Source organism: Luteimonas padinae (genome assembly GCF_014652935.1).
Classification (GTDB): domain Bacteria; phylum Pseudomonadota; class Gammaproteobacteria; order Xanthomonadales; family Xanthomonadaceae; genus Luteimonas; species Luteimonas padinae.
Genome location: NZ_BMZT01000008.1, coordinates 131,988 through 150,627 on the forward strand (window position 1 = coordinate 131,988; position 18,640 = coordinate 150,627).

An 18,640-nucleotide genomic window follows, 5' to 3' on the forward strand; every position below is an offset into this window, starting at 1 on the left:
TGACTCAGGCCTTCGCCAGCGCCTCGGCCACGAACGGCGGCAGCACCTGCGCGGCCTTGTGGATGCCGGCGCTGTAGTACTTCGTCGCGAAGCCCTTGGCCGCAGCGTCCGCCTCGCGGAAATCGAAGCCGCGGCCACCCTTGCGCGCCAGCGTGCAGCTCCACCAGCCCGACGGATAGCAGGGCTGCGGGAACGGCAGGGTCTGGAAGCTGTCGAAGCCGGCCTTGCCCATCTCGGCGCGGATGTCCTGGATGAGATCCAGCAGTACCAGCGGCGACTCCGACTGCTGCACCAGGATGCCGTCGTCCTTGAGCGCGCGGAAGCAGCTTTCGAAGAATGCGCGGTTGAAGAGGCCGGTGGCCGGGCCGACCGGGTCGGTCGCGTCCACGATCACCACGTCCAGGCTGCCCGGCGCGCAGTTGGCCATGTACGCGATGCCGTCGTCGAACAGCACTTCCGCGCGCGGGTCATTGTTGGACTCGCACAGCTCGGGGAAGTACTTCTCCGCCATGCGCGTGACCTGCTCGTCGATGTCGCACTGCACGGCCTTTTCCACACCCGGGTGGCGCAGCACCTCGCGCAGTGTGCCGCAGTCGCCGCCGCCGATGACCACCACGTGCTTCGGGTCCGGATGGGTGAACAGCGCCGGGTGCGACATCATCTCGTGGTAGAGGAAGTTGTCGCGCGTGGTCACCATCATCGCGCCGTCGATCAGCATGACGTTGCCCCAGTCGGTCGACTCGAAGATCTCGATCTTCTGGAACGGCGACTGCACCTCGTCGAGCTTGCGCGTGACCCGGAAGCCGATGGCGGAGCCGGAAGGGTCGAAGTTTTCGTAAAGCCAGGTCGGGGCGGTCATGCGACGGGTGTCCGTGGAGCGTGATGGAAGCGGGGATTGTAGGGCGGGCGCCGCGCCTCCGTCATGACGACGCAGTGACGCCGGCCGGGCCGGGTGGGCACGCTCCGACAGGCTGCGGACAGGCCCGGGCGTGTGGCTGGCCGACAGCGGCCCTACAATTGCGGCCCACCCCACGCCCCACGGATTTCAGCCCATGAGCGCATGGTCCATCGACCAGGCCCGCAAGACCTACTCGATCCCGCACTGGGCATCGGGCTATTTCGACGTCGACGCGGCGGGCCGCATGGTGGTGCGTCCGCAGGGCGCGGGCGGCCCGGCCATCGCGCTGGCCGACGTGGTGGACGACGCGCTCGGGCAGGGCGCGAACATGCCGATGCTGGTGCGCTTCCCGGACATCCTCGGCGACCGCCTCGCCGCGCTGCAGGCGGCGTTCGCCCAGGCGCAGGCGGACTGGGAGTACCAGGGCGGCTACACGGCGGTCTATCCGATCAAGGTCAACCAGCATCGCGGCGTCGCCGGCACCCTGGCCTCGCACGCCGGCGAGGGCTTCGGCCTCGAGGCCGGCAGCAAGCCCGAGCTGATGGCGGTGCTGGCGCTGTCGCGTCCGGGCGGCCTGGTCATCTGCAACGGCTACAAGGACCGCGAGTACATCCGGCTCGCGCTGATCGGCCGCAAGCTCGGCATGAACGTCTTCATCGTGGTCGAGAAGCCCTCCGAGCTGAAGCTGGTGATGGAGGAATCGAAGGCGCTGGGTGTTGCGCCGGTGCTCGGCGTGCGCATGCGCCTGGCCTCGCTGGGCGCGGGCAAGTGGCAGAACTCGGGCGGCGACAAGGCCAAGTTCGGCCTCTCCCCGCGCCAGCTGCTGGACCTGTGGAAGTCGCTGCGCGATGCCGGCATGGGCGACGCGCTGAAGCTGCTGCACTTCCACATGGGCTCGCAGATCTCCAACGTGCGCGACATCGCGCGCGGCATGCGCGAGGCCACGCGCTACTTCATCGAGCTGTCGAAGCTGGGCGCGGACATCGACTACGTCGACGTCGGCGGCGGCCTGGGCATCGATTACGAGGGCACGCGCTCGCGCAGCTACAACTCGGTCAACTACAGCATGGGCCAGTACGCCTCGAGCATCGTGCAGCCGCTGGCCGACGCCTGCGCCGAAGCCGGCCTGCGCCAGCCGCGCATCGTCACCGAATGCGGCCGCGCCATGACCGCGCACCACGCGGTGCTGGTGGCCAACGTCTCCGAGGTCGAGGCCGCGCCGGAAGGCCGCGTGCCGGACGCGCACGACGACGAGCCCGCGGTGGTGCGCCACCTGCGCGAACTCCATGCCGAACTCGACGAGCGCCCGGCCGTGGAGCTGTTCCACGAAGCCGCGCACCACCATGCCGAAGGCCTGAGCCTGTACGCGCTCGGCCAGCTCGACCTGGTGCACCGCGCGCGCATCGACGACCTGTTCTATGCCATCGCGCATGCGGTGAAGGCGCGCCTGACCTACGACGAGAAGAGCCACCGCCCGCTGCTGGACGAGCTCAACGAGCGCCTGGTCGACAAATACTTCGTCAACTTCAGCGTGTTCGAATCGATGCCCGATGTCTGGGCGATCGACCAGGTGTTCCCGATCGTGCCGATCGAGCGCCTGGACGAAGCGCCCGCGCGCCGCGGCACCATCGCCGACCTGACCTGCGACTCCGACGGCAAGATCGACTCCTACGTCGAGAACGAGGACCTGGACAGCTCGCTGCCGCTGCACGAGCTGCGTCCTGGCGAGAGCTACCGCCTGGGCTTCTTCCTGGTCGGCGCCTACCAGGAGATCCTGGGCGACATCCACAACCTGTTCGGCGACACCGACGCGATCGAGGCCAAGGTGGAGGGCGACGGGTATTCGATCGTGCAGCAGAGGCGTGGCGACACCACCGACGTGATGCTGGATTACGTGGGCTATGCGCTCGACGACCTGCGTGCGAGCTATGACGCCAAGGTTGCCGCGGCGAAGCTGCCGGCTGACGAGTCCGCGCGTCTGCGCGAGGCGCTCGAGGCGGGGCTGACGGGCTATACCTACCTGGACGATTCGCCGTTGGAGTGAGGACGGTTGTCCGGGCGGGCGCGCTACGGTCTACGATCGTTTTCGCAGCTTGAACGCGGCTCGTGCCATCACTGCTTCCAGCATCGTGGCATTGCGTGATGCCGCTTCCGCGCCGCATTCCGGGCATTCGGTGAATGCGTCAAAGCCCTTGGTCCGTTCGTGGCTGACTTGAAATGGCAAGGCTGGGTCGCTGGCGACCCGGCTGCGATCGCTGCTGTAGCGGCTCCTACAGGTTGTGGAGGCGTGGCTGGGCTCAAGCCTGCAGCTGCAGCGCCGCTTCCATGACCGGCTTGGCCCAGTCGGAGACGGTCCTGAATCCATCGATATCGGTCGGCCAGGTGATGCTTTGTCCTTCCATCTGCAGCAGCAGCCGCGGGTCGGGCACGGGGGCTCCGGGCTTCGCATCCACGCTGTTGTCATAGACCTGCAGCTGCGACAGGTGCGGCAACAGCGCGATCAGGTTGGAAAGCGAGGAGACATAACGCTCGTGGATCTTCGCCGAGGGAATGTCATGCCCGCCACCGGCCACGCGCAAACGCACGCGTTCGATGTGGCGCTCCGGCGAGTCCAGTCCGCAGAACCACATGGCGACGTCGTGGGTGACCGTGGCGGCACGCAGTCTCGCCGCGATCGAGTTGCCGCCCAGGGTGGTTTCGAAGGCGTGGTCGCGGCCCTGCACGATGGCCTTGTCCAGGCGGCGCACGCCTTCCTGCCAGGCGATCCCGTTGGCTTCGGCCAGCGGGCAGCCGGTCAGTACGCTCCAGTCGCGCGCGTACGCGTCCGGGTTGAACCAGGTGAGCCCTGACTGCGCCAGTGCTCGCCCGCCCAGGGAACTCTTGCCGGCGCCGTTGACGCCGGCAAGGACGTAGACCAGTGGGCGCGACATGCCTAGGTGTTCTCGCCGGCGATCACCTTGCCATCCAGTGCGAGCGGCCGGCGCAGGATGTCGCGCAGCCTGTCCCCGGCGTCGGGTGCCTGCAGGGCCTCCAGCCGCGCGTCGTACCTGGCCCGAAGCTCGGCCACCACGGAGCGATCCCGTTCGCCGGCAGCCTGCACGCGTTCCATCAGGCGCTCGTACTCGGCCACCGGCAGGATCACGGCCTCGGGCTCGTTGTGGTTGGTCACCACGACCTTGCCGTGGCGGTGGACGGTCTTCATCACGCCGCGCCAGCCGAGCTTCTTGACGTCGGAGGCGGGGGTGCGGGGGGCTTCGTCCAGGGTGTCGGTCGGGTAGGGGGCGGGCATGGGTTTGCTCCGGTGTGGGCCGGATCCAATATACCCTTTTTGGCCAGATTGGGCTGAGTGGTCTTTTTAGGCGTGCCTCGTGTGGGCTGCGGTGGGCAGGTCGCGGCTGTAGCCGCTCCTACAGGGGTGGGGGCGGGGATTTCCAGGGGGCGGCGACCAGCACCACGCCCAGCAGCACCAGCACGGCGCCCGCCACCCGCGTCCAGTCGGCGGGGCGCTGCGCCTGCAGCACGCCGAAGTGGTCGAGCAACAGCGAGGCCATCACCTGGCCCAGCACCGCCAGGCAGATCGCCGCCGCGGCGCCCACGCGCGGGATCAGCAGGGTGAACACGGCCACGTAGATCGCGCCCAGCACGCCGCCGATCCAGATCCAGGCCGGAAATCGGGCGTCGGGCGCGGCGCCCCATGGGGTGCGCGCGACAAGCAGCCAGGTGCCCAGCACCGCGCTTCCGACCAGGAAGGACACGAAGGCCGCCATCACCGGCCCGTGCAGGGCACCGGCCAGGCGTGCGTTGACCAGTCCCTGCAGCGGCAGCAGTGTGCCGATGGCCACGATCGCCAGCATGGCCAGCCAGGGGTTCATGGCGCGCACCTGTGCGCGGCCGCCTGCCGGCCACGCAGGTGCGCGCGGCCGGTCACGCCGCCGGCTCCCGGTGGATCTGCAGCCCCGCCAGCGACTGGCTCACCGGCATCACTTCCAGGCGGTTGATGTTGAGGTGCGGCGGCAGGTTGGCGATCCACCAGGTGGACTCGGCCACGTCTGCCGCGGTGATCGGCTGCGCGCCGGCATACAGCGCGTTGGAGGCGGCCTGGTCGCCGCCGTTGCGCACAAGGGTGAACTCGGTTTCCGCCAGCCCTGGCTCGATCACGCTCACGCGCACGCCGGTGCCGTGCAGGTCGGAGCGCAGGTTGAGCGAGAACTGTTCGACGAAGGCCTTGGTGGCGCCGTAGACGTTGCCGCCGGCATAGGGATATACGCCGGCGATCGAGCCGATGTTGACGATCGCGCCGCGGCGTTCGATCAGCACCGGCAGCAGGCGGTGGGTGATCGTGACCAGCGCGGTGACGTTGGTGTCGATCATCTGGCGCCACTGCGCGAGGTCGCAGGCCTGCGCAGGCGCCGTGCCCAGCGCGAGGCCGGCGTTGTTGACCAGCAGGTCGAGGTCGCGGAAGGGCGCGGGCACGGCGTCGAGCGCGGCGGCCATGGCGTCGGCGTCGCGGATGTCGAAGCAGGCGGTGTGCACGCGGTCGCGGCCGAGGCGGTCGGCGAGGGCGTCGAGGCGGTCCTGCCGGCGGCCGGTGGCGATGGCGCGCCAGCCGCCGGTGACGAAGCGCTCGACGATCGCGGCGCCGAAGCCGGCGGTGGCGCCGGTGACGAGCAGGGTTTTCATGCGCCGGATTCTACGCCGCGGCTTCTTCTACTGTGGGAGCGGCTACAGCCGCGATCGACTTCCGGAGGCCCGATCGCGGCTGTAGCCGCTCCCACAAAGAAACGCGGTCAGCGGGCGCGGATCGCCAGCGCCTCAAGCCCGCCGTTGCCGAGCTTCTGCTTGGCCTCGGCCAGCTCGGACGCGGTGCCGTAGGGGCCCATGCGCACCCGGTACATGGCGCGGCCGTCGATCTCGGCCTGCNTGCGCACCCGGTACATGGCGCGGCCGTCGATCTCGGCCTGCTCGACGCGGGCGACCAGGCCGAGCATCGCGATGCGCGCCTTCAGCGCCTCGGCGTCGGTGTTGCTGGCGAAAGAGCCGGCCTGAAGAATGTAGCGGACGCCGTCGGCGGCAGCCGGCGCGGAGGCGGCCGGAGGCGCCGCGCGCGCGACCGGAGCCGCGTCCGGCGCCTGGGCTGCGGGCCGCGGCGGCGCGGTGGCCTGGCCGGACTGCGCCGGCGCGTCGGCCGCGAGGTCGGCCGCGTCGGCATCCAGCTCGCGCTGCTGCGCCGCGCGTTCGCGCGCCAGCAGTTCGTCGCGGCGCGCCTGCTCGGCGCGCGCGCTGGCGGCCAGTTCGGCGTCGGTCATGGCGACTTCCTGGCCCGGCAGCAGCGTGTAGAAGTCGTACTGCGTCTCGGCCGGAGCCGGCTCGGCGTCGCCCGGCCGTTCCGCACGGGCGGGCGCGGGGGCGTCGTCGGCCACGCTCTCGCCGGCATCGGCGCGGGCGGCGGCCGGCGTCGCGTCCGGGTTCGGCGTGGGCCGGAAGAAGCCCTGTTCGCCATCGGTCTTGAGCAGCTTCGGGGCCGCCATCACCACCACGATCGTCAGCAGCACGCCGATGATCAGCCACGCCCAGCCCGGCAGCGGTGCGCTGCCGCCGCCGGTGCGCCGGGCCTGGGACTTGCCACGCTTGACTGCCACTTACATCGCCTCCGGGGCCTGCACGCCCAACACAGCCAGTCCGTTCGCCAGCACCTGGCGGGTGGCCAGCGCCAGCGCCAGGCGGCCGTCGCGGACGTCGGCCTCGTCCACCAGGAACTGGTGGTCGTTGTAATACGACTGGAACGCCTGGGCCAGCTCCAGCAGGTACTGCGCGACCAGGTGCGGCTCCAGCAGCTGCCCGGCCGCGGCCAGGAGCTCGGGCCAGCGGCTGATCGAGGTGACCAGTTCGAGCGTGGCGGCGTTGTCCAGGTCCAGCGCCTGGGCCAGTCCATTCTCCAGGTCGAAGCCCAGGCCGCGCTCCTTCAGCTGCCGCAGCAGGCCGCAGATGCGCGCGTGCGAGAGCTGCACGTAATACACCGGGTTGTCGAGCGACTGGCTGCGCGCCAGGTCGATGTCGAACACCAGCTGCGAGTCGGGCTTGCGCGCCACCAGGAACCAGCGGGTGGCGTCGCGGCCGGCCTCGTCGATCAGGTCGCGCAGCGTCAGGTAGCTGCCGGCGCGCTTCGAGAGCTTCACTTCCTCGCCGCCGCGCATCACCGTGACCATCTGGTGCAGCACGTACTCGGGATAGCCCTGCGGGATCCCGCGGTCGAGCGCCTGCAGGCCGGCCTTCACCCGCGCCAGCGAGCCGTGGTGGTCGGCGCCGAGCTCGGTGATCGCGCGCTCGTAGCCGCGCTCCCACTTCGACAGGTGGTAGGCGACGTCGGGCACGAAGTAGGTGTAGGTGCCGTCGGACTTGCGCATCACGCGGTCCTTGTCGTCGCCGAAGGCGGTGGTGCGCAGCCACAGCGCGCCGCCGTCCTCGTAGGCGTGGCCGCGTTCGACCAGCTGGCGCACGGTCTCCTCGACCTTGCCGTCGGCGTACAGCGAGGACTCCAGGAAATACACGTCGAAGGCCACGCCGAAGGCGGCCAGGTCGCCGTTCTGCTCGTTGCGCAGGTACGCCACGGCGAAGCGGCGGATGGCGTCGATGTCGTCGGCGTCGCCGCTGGCCTTCACGACATGGCCCTCGACCTCGACGCTCTCGTGGTCGAGGAAGGCGCGCGCGACGTCGGCGATGTAGTCGCCGCGGTAGCCGTCCTCCGGCCAGCCGGCGTCGCCGGGGCGGATGCCGCGCGCGCGCGCCTGCACCGACTTCGCCAGGTTCTCGATCTGCACGCCGGCGTCGTTGTAGTAGAACTCGCGCTTCACGTCCCAGCCGTTGGCGTCGAGCACGCGCGCGATGCAGTCGCCGATCACCGCCGCGCGGCCGTGGCCGACGTGCAGCGGGCCGGTCGGGTTGGCCGAGACGTATTCGACGCCGGCCACGCGGCCCGCGCCGCTGGCGTTGCGGCCGAAGGCCTTGCCCTGTGCGTGCACTTCGCGCAGCTGCCGCTGCCAGGCTTCGGGCGCGAGGCGGAAATTGAGGAAGCCGGGGCCGGCGATCTCGACCGATGCGATGTCGCCGCCGGTGGCGATGGCTTCGGCCAGCGCCTGCGCGATCGCGCGCGGATTGCTGCGCGCGGGCTTGGCCAGCAGCATCGCGGCGTTGCTGGAGAAGTCGCCGTGCGCGCGCTCCTTGGGCCGCTCGATCACGAAGTCGGGCGTGGCCAGGTCGGAAGGCAGGATGCCCTGCGTGCGGAGGGCGGCGATGCCCTGTTCGACCAGGGCCTTGAGCGTTGATTTCACGGGGGTCGCAGCGGGAACGTATGGCCGCACATTGTACGCGAGGCGCTGGTCGCGGCCGCTGCCGGGCCTGAACCGCCGGCCCCGCCTCCGGCGTCCGGACGCGTTGCTAGACCCAGCCCCGCGCCGCCAGCGACACCGGCGCGCCGTCGCCGATCACGAAATGATCCAGCAGGCGGACGTCGACCAGATGCAGGGCCTGCTTCAGGCGGGCGGTGACCGCGCGGTCGGCGGCGCTGGGTTCGCTGCTGCCGCTGGGATGGTTGTGGCCGACGATCACCGCCGCCGCGTTGTGCCCCAGCGCCCGGCGCACGACTTCGCGCGGGTGCACCTCGGCGCCGTCGACGGTGCCCCGGAACAGTTCCTCGAAGGCGAGCGCGCGGTGGCGGGTGTCCAGGAACAGCGCGGCGAAGACCTCGCTGGGGTGGCCGCGCAGGCGCTGTGCGAAGTAGCGCCCGGCGGCCTGTGGGTCGGTCAGGGCCTCGCCGCGCTCCAGGCGGGCGGCCAGGTGGCGGCTGGCCAGCTCCAGCGCCGCGCCCATCTGGCAGGCGCTGGCCGGGCCCAGGCCAGGCAGCTTCACCAGCTCGGCGGCCGGGAGCTCGAGCAGCCGCCGCAGCGGCCCGTGGTCGGCGAGCAGCTTGCGCGCGGTGGTCACCGCGTCCAGTCCGCGCACCCCGGAGCCGAGGAACAGCGCCAGCAGCTCGGCGTCCGAGAGCACCGCGGCACCGCGGGCCAGCAGCTTCTCGCGAGGGCGTTCGCCGCTGGGCCAGTCGCGGATGTGCATGGGCGGTCTCCAGGAGGATGGTCGTCGGCCGCCGGTGCATCCACGACAGGGGAGCCGCGTGGCGGTGATCAGGGGGCGCCTGCACCGGCAGCCGACGTGGGTCCATTGCACGCGATCGGCGCCTGCGCCGCCGCCGGCCGGTCGCGGCCGTTCGGGTAAGCTGTCGGACCGTTCCCGGGTCAGGACACTCCGAGCACGCATGGCCAGCGCCGACAGCCACCTCGACGGCGAACGCATCCTGCTCTGCGTGTGCGGCGGCATCGCCGCGTACAAGTCCGCCGACCTCGTGCGCCGCCTGCGCGACGCCGGCGCGCAGGTGCGGGTGGCGATGACCGAGGGCGCGACGCACTTCGTCGGCGCCACCACCTTCCAGGCGCTGTCGGGCGAGACCGTGCGCAGCTCGCTGTGGGATCCCGCGGCCGAGGCCGCGATGGGCCACATCGAACTCGCGCGCTGGGCGACGCGGGTGCTGGTGGCGCCGGCCACCGCCAACACGCTGGCGAAGCTGGCCAACGGCTTCGCAGACAACCTGGTGACCACGCTGTGCCTGGCCACCACCGCGCCGCTGGTGCTGGCGCCGGCGATGAACCACCGCATGTGGCTGCATCCGGCCACGCAGGCCAACATGGCGCGGCTGCGCGAGCGCGGCGCGCGTGTGGTGGGGCCGGTGGACGGGCCGCTGGCCGAGGGCGAGTCGGGCCCGGGGCGCATGGCCGAGCCGCTGGACATCGTCGCCGCGCTCGTGGCCCCCGCGGCATGAGCGGCGACCTCGCCGGCCTGCGCGTGGTGGTCAGCGCCGGACCCACCTACGAGGACATCGATCCGGTCCGCTTCATCGGCAACCGCAGCAGCGGCAGGATGGGCTTCGCGATCGCCGCGTCCGCCGCGCGCCGCGGTGCCACGACCATCCTGGTCGCCGGCCCGGTGGCGCTGGACACACCTGCCGGCGTCGAGCGCCGCGACGTGCGCTCCGCCGCGCAGATGCACGCCGCGGTGATGGCCGCGCTGCCGGCCGATGTCTACATCGGCGCCGCCGCGGTCGCCGACTTCACCCCGGCCGTGGTCGCCGCGGACAAGATCAAGAAGACGCCCGGCGACGCGGGGCTGGTGCTGGAACTGGTGCGCACCGCCGACATCCTCGCCGACGTCGCCTCGCATGCGCTGCGCCCGCGCCTGGTGGTCGGCTTCGCCGCCGAGACCGGCAAGCTCGAGGCCAACGCCGTCGACAAGCTGCGCCGCAAGCGCGTCGACATGATCGCGGCCAACCGGGTCGGCATGCCCGGCAGCGGCTTCGAGGCCGAGGACAACACGCTGCATGTCCTGGACGCCGGTGGCGGGCGCGTGCTCGGGCCGGCGCCGAAGACCACGCTCGCCGACGCGCTGCTCGACCTCGTCGCCGCGCGCCTGCAGTGACCGACCGACAAGGACCGCCCGCAGCCATGCCGCACACGCTTGATGTGAAGATCCTCGACCCGCGCATCGGCCGCGAATGGCCGCTGCCCGCGCACGCCACCGACGGCAGCGCCGGCCTCGACCTGCGCGCGGCCATCGACGCCCCGCTGGAACTCGCGGGCGGCGACACCGCGCTGGTGCCGTCGGGCATCGCCATCCACATCGCCGATCCCGGCCTGTGCGCGATGGTGCTGCCGCGTTCCGGCCTCGGCCACCGCCACGGCCTGGTGCTCGGCAACGGCACCGGCCTGATCGACGCCGACTACCAGGGGCCGCTCATGGTCAGCCTGTGGAACCGCTCGCGCGAGGCGTACACCGTGCAGCCGGGCGACCGCATCGCCCAGCTGGTGCTGGTGCCGGTCGTGCGCGCGGGGCTGCGGGTGGTGGATACTTTCGACGAGAGCGCGCGGGGGGCGGGTGGCTTCGGCCACACCGGCGTGCGCTGACCCGGGGAGCAACGACGTGAAGGCATCGAACAAGACGCGCCAGGCCGTGCAGCAGTCGCGGCGCGCGCTGCAGCTGCTGGCGGTCCTGCTGGTGCTGCTGGCTGGCTGGCTGGCCTGGACCGGCTGGCGGCAGATGGAGGACGGTTCGCGCCGCGACCAGCTCGGCATCACCCGTGATGCGCTGGCGCAGGCCACGACGCGCTCGTTGCAGAGCGAACTGGAGCGCTTCGAGGAGCGCCTGGCGTCGGCACCGGTGCGCGACGCCCTGGCCGCCGGCGACTTCGCGGCCGCGGCCGTGGCGCTCGGCCGCGACTGGCCGAACCTCGAACACGCGGTGATCCTCGACACCGGCCTGGCCGAGGCCTACGCCAATGCGGAGCAGGCCGGCTACGGCCGCATCGCCGTGGCCGAGGCCGCGATGACCGAAGGCAAGCCGGTGCTGTGGGTCGTGCGCGACGGCGATGGCCCCGGGCTGGCGCTGGCCGCGCCGGCGCGCGTGGGCGACGCGATGGCCGGCGTCGCCTACGTCCGCCTGCCGGTGGCGCGCGCCACCGCGGGGCTCGATGCCGTCGACGTGCCGGGCTCGACCTACCTGGCGCTGCGCCAGGGCGGATACACCCTGGCCGAGCGCGGCGACGCCGCGTACAAGGAGTCCGCCGAGCGCATGGCGGTGCCCGTGGCGGGGACCGGCCTGCGCGTGGCGGCCGGCCTGCCGCCGCGGCCTACCGCGCTGTTCGGCCTGGCCGCGGTGCCTTCGTTCGTGGCCGCGGCGATCCTGCTGCTGCTGGCCTACGTGCTGTCGCGCCTGCCGTCCCTGGTCGGCAGCGCCGACGAGGACGAGGCCGGACCCTCCCCCACCCTGGAGCAGACCCTGGAAATGGAACCCGTGAAAGACCCTGAAACCGCCGTCGCGCCGGTGCCCGTGCGCGAGGCGAAGGCGTCGGCGGTCGCGATCGACCCCGGCATCTTCCGTGCCTACGACATCCGCGGCATCGTCGGCCAGTCGCTGGATATCGGCGTGGCCGAGCTGATCGGCCACGCCATCGGCTCGTTGATGCACGAGCAGGGGCTGAAGGACATCGTGGTCGGCCGCGACGGCCGCCTGTCCGGCCCGGACATGGTCGCCGGCCTCACCGCCGGCCTGCGCAAGGCCGGCCGCGAGGTCATCGACATCGGCATGGTGCCGACGCCGGTGGTGTACTTCGGCGCCTACCACCTGCGCACCGGCTGCTGCGTCTCGGTCACCGGCAGCCACAACCCGCCCGACTACAACGGCTTCAAGATCGTGGTCGGCGGCGAGACGCTGTCCGGCGCCGCGATCACCGATCTGTACGCGCGCGTGGCCGAGGACCGCCTGTACACCGCGCCGTCGCCGGGCGGCGTGACCGAGCGCGACATCGGCGGGGACTACGTCGAACGCATCGCCTCCGACGTCCAGCTCGACCGCCCGCTCAAGGTCGTGGTTGACGCCGGCAACGGCGTCGCCGGCGAGATCGGGCCGCGCGTGCTGGAAGCCATCGGCGCCCACGTCGAGCCGCTGTTCTGCGAGATCGACGGCACCTTCCCCAACCACCACCCGGACCCGAGCGAACCGCACAACCTGGCCGACCTGGTGGACATGGTGAAGCGCTTCGACGCCGACCTCGGCATCGCCTTCGACGGCGACGGCGACCGCCTGGGCGTGGTCACGAAGGATGGCGAGAACATCTTCCCCGACCGCCTGCTGATGCTGTTCGCCGCCGACGTGCTGGAGCGCAATCCGGGCGCGGTGATCGTGTACGACGTGAAGTGCACCGGCCGCCTGCAGGGCCACATCCTGCGCCACGGCGGCAGCCCGCTGATGTGGAAGACCGGGCACTCGCTGATCAAGTCGAAGATGCGCGAGACCGAAGCCGAGCTGGCCGGCGAGATGAGCGGCCACTTCTTCTTCGGCGAGCGCTGGTACGGCTTCGATGACGGCATCTACGCCGCCGCGCGCCTGCTCGAGATCCTGGCCGCGCGCCCGGAGGCGCCGGGCGAGGTGCTGGCGGCGCTGCCGACCGGCATCGCCACGCCCGAGATCAAGGTCGACGCGCCCGGCGGCAACCCGCACGCCTTCGTCGAGCGCTTCCTGGCGCAGGCGAAGTTCGAGGCCGGCGCGCGCCCGTCGACCATCGACGGCCTGCGCGTGGACTTCCCCGACGGCTGGGGCCTGGTGCGCGCCTCCAACACCACGCCGGTGCTGGTGCTGCGCTTCGATGCCGACAGCGAGGAGGCGCTCGAGCGCATCCGCGGGATGTTCCGGGAGCAGCTGCTGGCGGTGGATCCCGACCTTCCGCTGCCGTTCTAGCGCTCCGTTCTAGCGCTGCCGTTCCTGCGCTGCCGCTCCAGCGGTCCTGTGGGAGCGGCCATGGCCGCGATCGCCGCCATGGCGGCTCCTGCAAAGGCGGGGGTGCCGGTGGCTCCTGCAACGGCAGGGGCGGCTGCTGCCCTAGCCGCCCTTCATCGCCCGGTAGCGCTCCAGCGCGCCCTCCAGGTCGCTGCCCAGCGAGGCGCGGTCGGCCAGCTGGCGCTGCTGGATCGCCTGCTGGCGCACCAGGTCGCCGTGCTGGGCCCGGATCCCGTCGGCCAGGGCCTTGCCCACGGGTTCCCCCAGCAGCTCGCGCTCGGCGGCCTGGCGCAGCAGCGACAGCAGGCTCTGGCGCAGGTTGGTGATGCTGAGCCCGGAGGTCTTCAGCGCTTCCTCCACCAGGGTGATGCGCTCGCCGTAGGCGCGGCGCAGGTCGTTCTCGGTGGCGTAGGACTCCACCATCGCCAGGTCGCGGCGATGGCGCTCGGCTTCCGCCATCTCGGCCTCGGCCGCGGCGCGGGCGGCCAGCGCCGCGGCGGCGCGCTCGTCGGCGGTCAGCGCGCGCGGTACTTCGCCGGTGCGGTTGCCGCTGGCGGCGTTGATCTCGGTGCGGGCGCGGTCGAGCGCGTCGGCCGGCAGCGTGTCGCCGCAGACCTGGGTGCCGTTCTCGTCCCAGCAGTAGAGTTTCCTGTCCGTGGGCGCCTTCTGCGCCGCGGCCGCCAGGGGCAGCGCGGCGAGCAGGAAGCCGGCGATGCAGCGGGTGGTCTTCATCGTGTCCGTCCCCCCCGGTCGGTCGAATCAGGTGGCCGCGCTGCCGTAGCGCGCGCGATAGGCGAGCAGGCGCTCGCGTTCGGCCGACAGTGTCGCGCTTTCACCGGTGAACGCAAGCAGGTCGGCGAGGCTGGCGATGGCCACCACCGGCACGCCCTCGCCGGCGGCCACTTGTGCCGCGGCCGAGCGCCGGTCGGTCGCGGCCTCGTCGAGCACTTCCTGGCGGTCGAGCGCGATCGCCACGCCTGCCGGAATGCCGCCCGCCGCGCGGATCAGCCCCAGCGCCTCGCGCACGGCGGTGCCGGCGGTGAGCACGTCGTCGACCACCAGCACGCGGCGTCCATCGAGCGCGGCGCCCACCAGCGTGCCGCCCTCGCCGTGGTCCTTGGCTTCCTTGCGGTTGTAGGCCAGCGGCAGGTCACGGCCGCGGCGGGCGTATTCGCAGGCCAGCGCGGTTGCCAGCGGGATGCCCTTGTAGGCGGGGCCGAACAGCAGGTCGAAGTCGAGTCCCGCGGCATCGATGGCGTCGGCGTAGCAGGCGGCCAGGGTGGCCAGCACGGCGCCGGAGTCGAAGCGCCCGGCGTTGAAGAAATAGGGGCTGGTGCGGCCGGACTTGAGCGTGAACTCGCCGAAGCGCAGGGCGTCGGCCTGCAGCGCCAGGCGCAGGAACCGGGTGCGGTGGTCGGGCATGGCGTGTGCAGGGCGGTCGCGGGAGCGCCATGGTAGCAACCCGGTGTGCATTGACCGGGATCAACGCTCCGGGGACACGGCATGGCTATGGTCGGCGTGACGGAATCCTTGTGGAGGAGCGACATGTACGACCGGACCAGGCTCGGGCTTGCGATCACGGCCATCCTGCTGGTGGCGGTGGCCTGCGGGAAGACGGACGGCGACCGCGCTGCCCCGGTGGCCGGGGGCGCCACGGCCGTGGATGCGCCCGCGGCCGCCACGCCGCCCGCCGGCGATCCGGTGGCGGTCGAAGGCGTGCCCGGTACCGCGCCGACCGCCGGCGCCGCGGACCCGGCGGACGCCGCGGCCGCCGGCGGCGGAAACACGCTGCGCACCACCGCCGCGGCGATGTTCGGCACCATCCCCGAGCGCGTGGAGGCGCTGCGCGGCAAGCCGCTGTCGGACGCCCAGGTCGAGCTCGGCCACATGCTGTTCTTCGACCCCCGCCTGTCGAGCAGCCAGCTCATCACCTGCAACACCTGCCACAGCCTCGGCACCGGCGGCGCCGACAACGTGCCGGTCTCGATCGGGCACGGCTGGCAGCGCGGCCCGCGCAACTCGCCGACCGTGCTCAACGCGGTTTTCAACGCCGCGCAGTTCTGGGACGGCCGCGCCGCCGACCTCGCCGAGCAGGCCAAGGGCCCGGTGCAGGCCAGCGTCGAGATGAACAGCACCCCGGAGCTGGTGGTGAAGACCCTCGAAAGCATCCCCGAATACGTCGACCGCTTCGGCAAGGCCTTCCCGGGCGAGGCCCGGCCGGTGAGCTTCGACAACATGGCGTTCGCGCTGGAGGCCTTCGAGGCCACGCTGGTGACGCCGGACTCGCGCTTCGACCGCTGGGTGCTGGGCGACGACGCCGCGCTGGACGCCACCGAGCGCCGCGGCCTGGAGCTGTTCGTGTCCTCGGGCTGCGCCTCCTGCCACAACGGGCGCAACTTCGGCGGCCAGGCCTATTTCCCGTTCGGCGTGATCGAGCGCCCGGGCGCCGAGATCCTGCCGGCGGGCGACAAGGGCCGCTTCGAGGTGACCGCCACGGCCAGCGACGAGTACGTGTTCCGCGCCGCGCCGCTGCGCAACGTCGAGCTGACCGCGCCGTATTTCCACTCCGGCCAGGTCTGGGACCTCGAGCAGGCGGTGGCGATCATGGGCACGGCGCAGCTGGGCCGCGAACTGGACGGGGACGAGGCCAGCGCCATCGCCGCCTTCCTGCGCACCCTGACCGGGCGCCAGCCGACGGTGGAGTATCCGATCCTGCCGCCGAGCACGGCGACGACCCCGCGGCCGGTCGCGCAGTAGGGCGCCGGCGACAGGAGGGAAGACGCCGGCCATCGCCGGCGCCGGTGCGCTAACCTTGGACCGCGGCGGGCCTGTGCCCGCCGCGTCCGTCTTTCCAGCACCGGCAGCAGCATGCGCATCATCAGCTTCAACGCCAACGGCATCCGTTCGGCCGCCAACAAGGGCTTCTTCGACTGGTTCAGGGCCCAGGACGCCGACATCCTCTGCGTCCAGGAAACCAAGGCCCAGGAGCACCAGCTCGCCGCCGCCGATGGCAACGGCGTGCATCCCGACTTCCTGCCCGAGGGCTACCGCGCCTGGTTCAAGGACGCGAGCACGAAGAAGGGCTACAGCGGCGTGGCGATCTACAGCCGCCGCGAGCCCGACGAGGTGCGCACGGCGCTGGGCTGGGCGCCCTTCGACGACGAGGGCCGCTACATCGAGGCGCGCTTCGGCAACCTCAGCGTGGTCTCGTTCTACATCCCGTCCGGTTCTTCCGGCGAGCTGCGCCAGGGCTTCAAGTTCGAGGTCATGGACTGGCTGAAGGCGCACCTGGACGAATGGCTGGCCAGCGGCCGCGACTACGTGCTGTGCGGGGACTGGAACATCGTGCGCTCGCGCAACGACATCAGGAACTGGACCGGCAACCAGAAGAACTCCGGCTGCCTGCCGCCCGAGCGCGCCTGGCTCAACGGCATGATCGCCGACGCCTGCGGCGACGGCCTGTGCGAGCCGCCGGCGCAGGGCTGGCGCGATGCGCTGCGCGTGCTGCGCCCCGAGGCCGCCGAGTACACCTGGTGGAGCAACCGCGGCGCGGCGCGCGCCAACAACGTCGGGTGGCGGATCGACTACCAGTTCGTGACGCCCGGTTTGGCCGAACGAATCGAGGCCTGCGCCGTGCACGGCGAGCCGCGCTTCTCCGACCATGCGCCGCTGGTCGTGGACTACCGCGAATGAGCACGAAGCCTTCGGCCTGGCGCGCCTTCGCGCAGCCGGCGGCGTGGACGATGTTCTTCTTCGGCTTCGCCTCCGGCCTGCCGTTCCTGCTGGTGGCTGGCACGCTCGCCTACTGGCTGCGCGAGGGCGGGATCGAGCTGAAGGAGATCACCATGATCGCCAGCGCCGGCATGGCGTACTCCTTCAAGTTCGTCTGGGCACCGCTGGTCGACCGCTGGCGGCTGCCGCTGCTGGGGCGCTTCGGCCAGCGCCGCGGCTGGCTGCTGCTGGCGATGGGCGCGGTGATGGCGGGCCTGCTGGCGATGGCCGCGCTGACGCCCGAGCGGCTGGCGGTCTTCGTCGCGCTGACGCTGCTGGTGGCCTTCGCCGGCGCCACGCTCGACATCGCGGTCGACGCCTACCGCGTCGAGATCGCGCCGGCCTCGGCGCAGGGCGCGCTGGTGGCGACGTACTCGCTGGGCTACCGCATCGCCCTGATCGCGTCGGGCGCACTCGCCCTGGTGCTGGCCGACCACGCCGCCTGGCCCAACGTGTACCGGGTGATGGCGGCGCTGATGGTGGTGCCGATGCTGGCGTGCCTGGTCGCGCGCGAGCCCGACGTGGTGCGCGTGCGCACCGAGGGCTGGGCGGCGGGCCTGCGCGAGGGCGTGGTCGAACCCTTCGCCGACTTCTTCCGCCGCTTCGGCGGCGGCATCGGCCTGGTGGTGCTGCTGTTCATCCTGTCGATCAAGATCTCCGACCAGGCGATCGTCGGCGGCATCATCGGCCCGTTCTACCTCGACCAGGGCTTCAGCAAGACCGAGATCGCCGCGGTGACCAAGGTCTACGGCATCTGGGTCGGCATCGCCGGCGCCTTCCTCGGTGGCGTGGCGGTGGCGCGCTGGGGCATCCACTGGCCGCTGCTGGCCGCGATCATCCTCGGCGCCGCCAGCAACCTGCTGTACCTGGCGCTGATCGGCGCCGACGGCGACATCCGCCTGCTCACCCTGGTGATCTCGGGCGAGAACCTGGCCCAGGGCTTCCTCGGCACCGCGGCCGTGGCCTACCTGTCGGCGCTGGTCAACCAGCGCTACACCGCCACCCAGTACGCGCTGTTCTCGTCGCTGATCATGCTGCCAGGCAAGGTGCTGGGCTTCTTCTCGGGCGCGATCGTGGAATCGAGCGCCGGCGGCTACGCCACCTACTTCCTGATCACCGCCGTGGTCGCATTGCCGGCGGTGGGGCTGTTCTTCTGGCTCAAGCCGCGCGTGCGCGTGGGCGGCGAGGCCGGGGCGACGCTGGAGGACGCGCGATGAGCGCGCACCCCTTGCCGCCGCGCGCGGGCCGTACTATCAATGGCGCCGCTGACGTGAGCGGGGACCACTGGGCGCCGGCCATGACCGACATCGTGCTCAAGGACATCGACGAACTGCTGCTGGAGCGCATCAAGCGCATGGCGGACCGCCGCGGCTGGACGCTGTCGCATGCCCTGCAGCACCTGCTCGAGCAGGGCCTGTACGCGGTGGAAGGCGACGGCAAGCTCGGCTTCGACACCTCCGAGGCCGACGTGCTGCTGTCCGCGATCGCCGCGCTGGAGAGCGTGCCCGATGGCGTGTTCTCGCTGATCGGACAGGTGCCCGACGCCGCCCCGCGCCAGGATTAGCCGTTGCGTCGGGACGATCCGCTGCGCCGGGA

Annotated in this window: 17 protein-coding genes and 1 pseudogene; 8 read left to right on the plus strand and 10 right to left on the minus strand. The window is 71.7% G+C overall.

Going from position 1 to position 18,640, the window contains the following annotated elements:
• Positions 1–4: 4 nt before the first annotated feature.
• Positions 5–859: a polyamine aminopropyltransferase gene (gene speE, locus IE168_RS10640; protein ID WP_189498088.1), complete on the minus strand. Its 855-nt coding sequence runs from the start codon at positions 857–859 to the stop codon at positions 5–7.
• A gap of 193 nt (positions 860–1,052) precedes the next feature.
• On the opposite strand from speE, the gene speA reads away from it, so the two are divergent.
• Complete coding sequence (speA, locus tag IE168_RS10645; RefSeq protein ID WP_189498089.1) at positions 1,053–2,942, plus strand: arginine decarboxylase; 1,890 nt, start codon at positions 1,053–1,055, stop codon at positions 2,940–2,942.
• Between the two features lie 253 nt (positions 2,943–3,195).
• On the opposite strand, the gene IE168_RS10650 is transcribed toward speA, so the two are convergent.
• The 7 genes from IE168_RS10650 to radC all read right to left on the minus strand — a co-directional run bounded on the left by IE168_RS10650 (position 3,196) and on the right by radC (position 9,007).
• On the minus strand, positions 3,196–3,828 hold the full coding sequence (locus IE168_RS10650) for an ATPase (RefSeq protein ID WP_189498091.1): 633 nt from the start codon (positions 3,826–3,828) through the stop codon (positions 3,196–3,198).
• A gap of 2 nt (positions 3,829–3,830) precedes the next feature.
• Positions 3,831–4,187: a type II toxin-antitoxin system prevent-host-death family antitoxin gene (locus IE168_RS10655; RefSeq protein WP_189498093.1), complete on the minus strand. Its 357-nt coding sequence runs from the start codon at positions 4,185–4,187 to the stop codon at positions 3,831–3,833.
• A 118-nt stretch (positions 4,188–4,305) separates the two neighbouring features.
• The gene (locus IE168_RS10660) at positions 4,306–4,770 is read right to left on the minus strand and encodes a DMT family transporter (protein ID WP_189498095.1); all 465 of its coding nucleotides are present in this window, start codon (positions 4,768–4,770) and stop codon (positions 4,306–4,308) included.
• A gap of 52 nt (positions 4,771–4,822) precedes the next feature.
• Entirely contained in the window at positions 4,823–5,578 is a 756-nt protein-coding gene (locus tag IE168_RS10665; protein ID WP_189498097.1) for an SDR family NAD(P)-dependent oxidoreductase, read from the minus strand.
• Between the two features lie 107 nt (positions 5,579–5,685).
• A complete protein-coding gene (locus tag IE168_RS10670; RefSeq protein WP_189498098.1) occupies positions 5,686–6,537 on the minus strand; it encodes an SPOR domain-containing protein in 852 nt (283 codons plus the stop codon).
• The gene (gene argS / locus IE168_RS10675) at positions 6,538–8,226 is read right to left on the minus strand and encodes an arginine--tRNA ligase (RefSeq protein ID WP_189498100.1); all 1,689 of its coding nucleotides are present in this window, start codon (positions 8,224–8,226) and stop codon (positions 6,538–6,540) included. It lies immediately after the preceding gene.
• Between the two features lie 106 nt (positions 8,227–8,332).
• Positions 8,333–9,007 carry a RadC family protein gene (gene radC / locus IE168_RS10680; RefSeq protein ID WP_189498102.1) on the minus strand — a complete coding sequence of 225 codons (675 nt, stop codon included), beginning with the start codon at positions 9,005–9,007 and terminating at the stop codon, positions 8,333–8,335.
• Positions 9,008–9,206: 199 nt separating this feature from the next.
• On the opposite strand from radC, the pseudogene coaBC reads away from it, so the two are divergent.
• The 3 genes and pseudogenes from coaBC (at position 9,207) to IE168_RS10695 (ending at position 13,234) form a co-directional block, all read left to right on the plus strand.
• Positions 9,207–10,420 (plus strand): annotated as a pseudogene (gene coaBC / locus IE168_RS10685) (bifunctional phosphopantothenoylcysteine decarboxylase/phosphopantothenate--cysteine ligase CoaBC).
• A gap of 26 nt (positions 10,421–10,446) precedes the next feature.
• Complete coding sequence (gene dut / locus IE168_RS10690) at positions 10,447–10,905, plus strand: dUTP diphosphatase (RefSeq protein WP_189498104.1); 459 nt, start codon at positions 10,447–10,449, stop codon at positions 10,903–10,905.
• Positions 10,906–10,921: 16 nt separating this feature from the next.
• On the plus strand, positions 10,922–13,234 hold the full coding sequence (locus IE168_RS10695) for a phosphomannomutase/phosphoglucomutase (protein ID WP_229823413.1): 2,313 nt from the start codon (positions 10,922–10,924) through the stop codon (positions 13,232–13,234).
• 141 nt (positions 13,235–13,375) lie between these two features.
• Here IE168_RS10695 and IE168_RS10700 read toward each other — a convergent pair whose 3' ends face one another.
• Together IE168_RS10700 and pyrE are read right to left on the minus strand one after the other, a co-directional pair.
• A complete protein-coding gene (locus tag IE168_RS10700) occupies positions 13,376–14,005 on the minus strand; it encodes a hypothetical protein (protein WP_189498106.1) in 630 nt (209 codons plus the stop codon).
• A 27-nt stretch (positions 14,006–14,032) separates the two neighbouring features.
• The gene (pyrE, locus tag IE168_RS10705; protein WP_189498108.1) at positions 14,033–14,695 is read right to left on the minus strand and encodes an orotate phosphoribosyltransferase; all 663 of its coding nucleotides are present in this window, start codon (positions 14,693–14,695) and stop codon (positions 14,033–14,035) included.
• 123 nt (positions 14,696–14,818) lie between these two features.
• Here pyrE and IE168_RS10710 point away from each other — a divergent pair, with 123 nt between their 5' ends.
• The 4 genes from IE168_RS10710 to IE168_RS10725 all read left to right on the plus strand — a co-directional run bounded on the left by IE168_RS10710 (position 14,819) and on the right by IE168_RS10725 (position 18,608).
• Positions 14,819–16,030 (plus strand): cytochrome-c peroxidase, encoded by a 1,212-nt coding sequence (locus tag IE168_RS10710; RefSeq protein ID WP_308430351.1) that lies wholly within the window; start codon positions 14,819–14,821, stop codon positions 16,028–16,030.
• A 111-nt stretch (positions 16,031–16,141) separates the two neighbouring features.
• Positions 16,142–16,966 (plus strand): exodeoxyribonuclease III, encoded by an 825-nt coding sequence (locus IE168_RS10715; protein WP_189498110.1) that lies wholly within the window; start codon positions 16,142–16,144, stop codon positions 16,964–16,966.
• Positions 16,963–18,261: an AmpG family muropeptide MFS transporter gene (locus tag IE168_RS10720; RefSeq protein WP_229823415.1), complete on the plus strand. Its 1,299-nt coding sequence runs from the start codon at positions 16,963–16,965 to the stop codon at positions 18,259–18,261. Before IE168_RS10715 ends, IE168_RS10720 begins: the two co-directional genes overlap by 4 nt.
• A gap of 80 nt (positions 18,262–18,341) precedes the next feature.
• Positions 18,342–18,608, plus strand: a complete 267-nt coding sequence (locus IE168_RS10725; RefSeq protein ID WP_189498113.1) for a hypothetical protein — start codon at positions 18,342–18,344, stop codon at positions 18,606–18,608.
• Positions 18,609–18,640 lie beyond the last annotated feature (32 nt).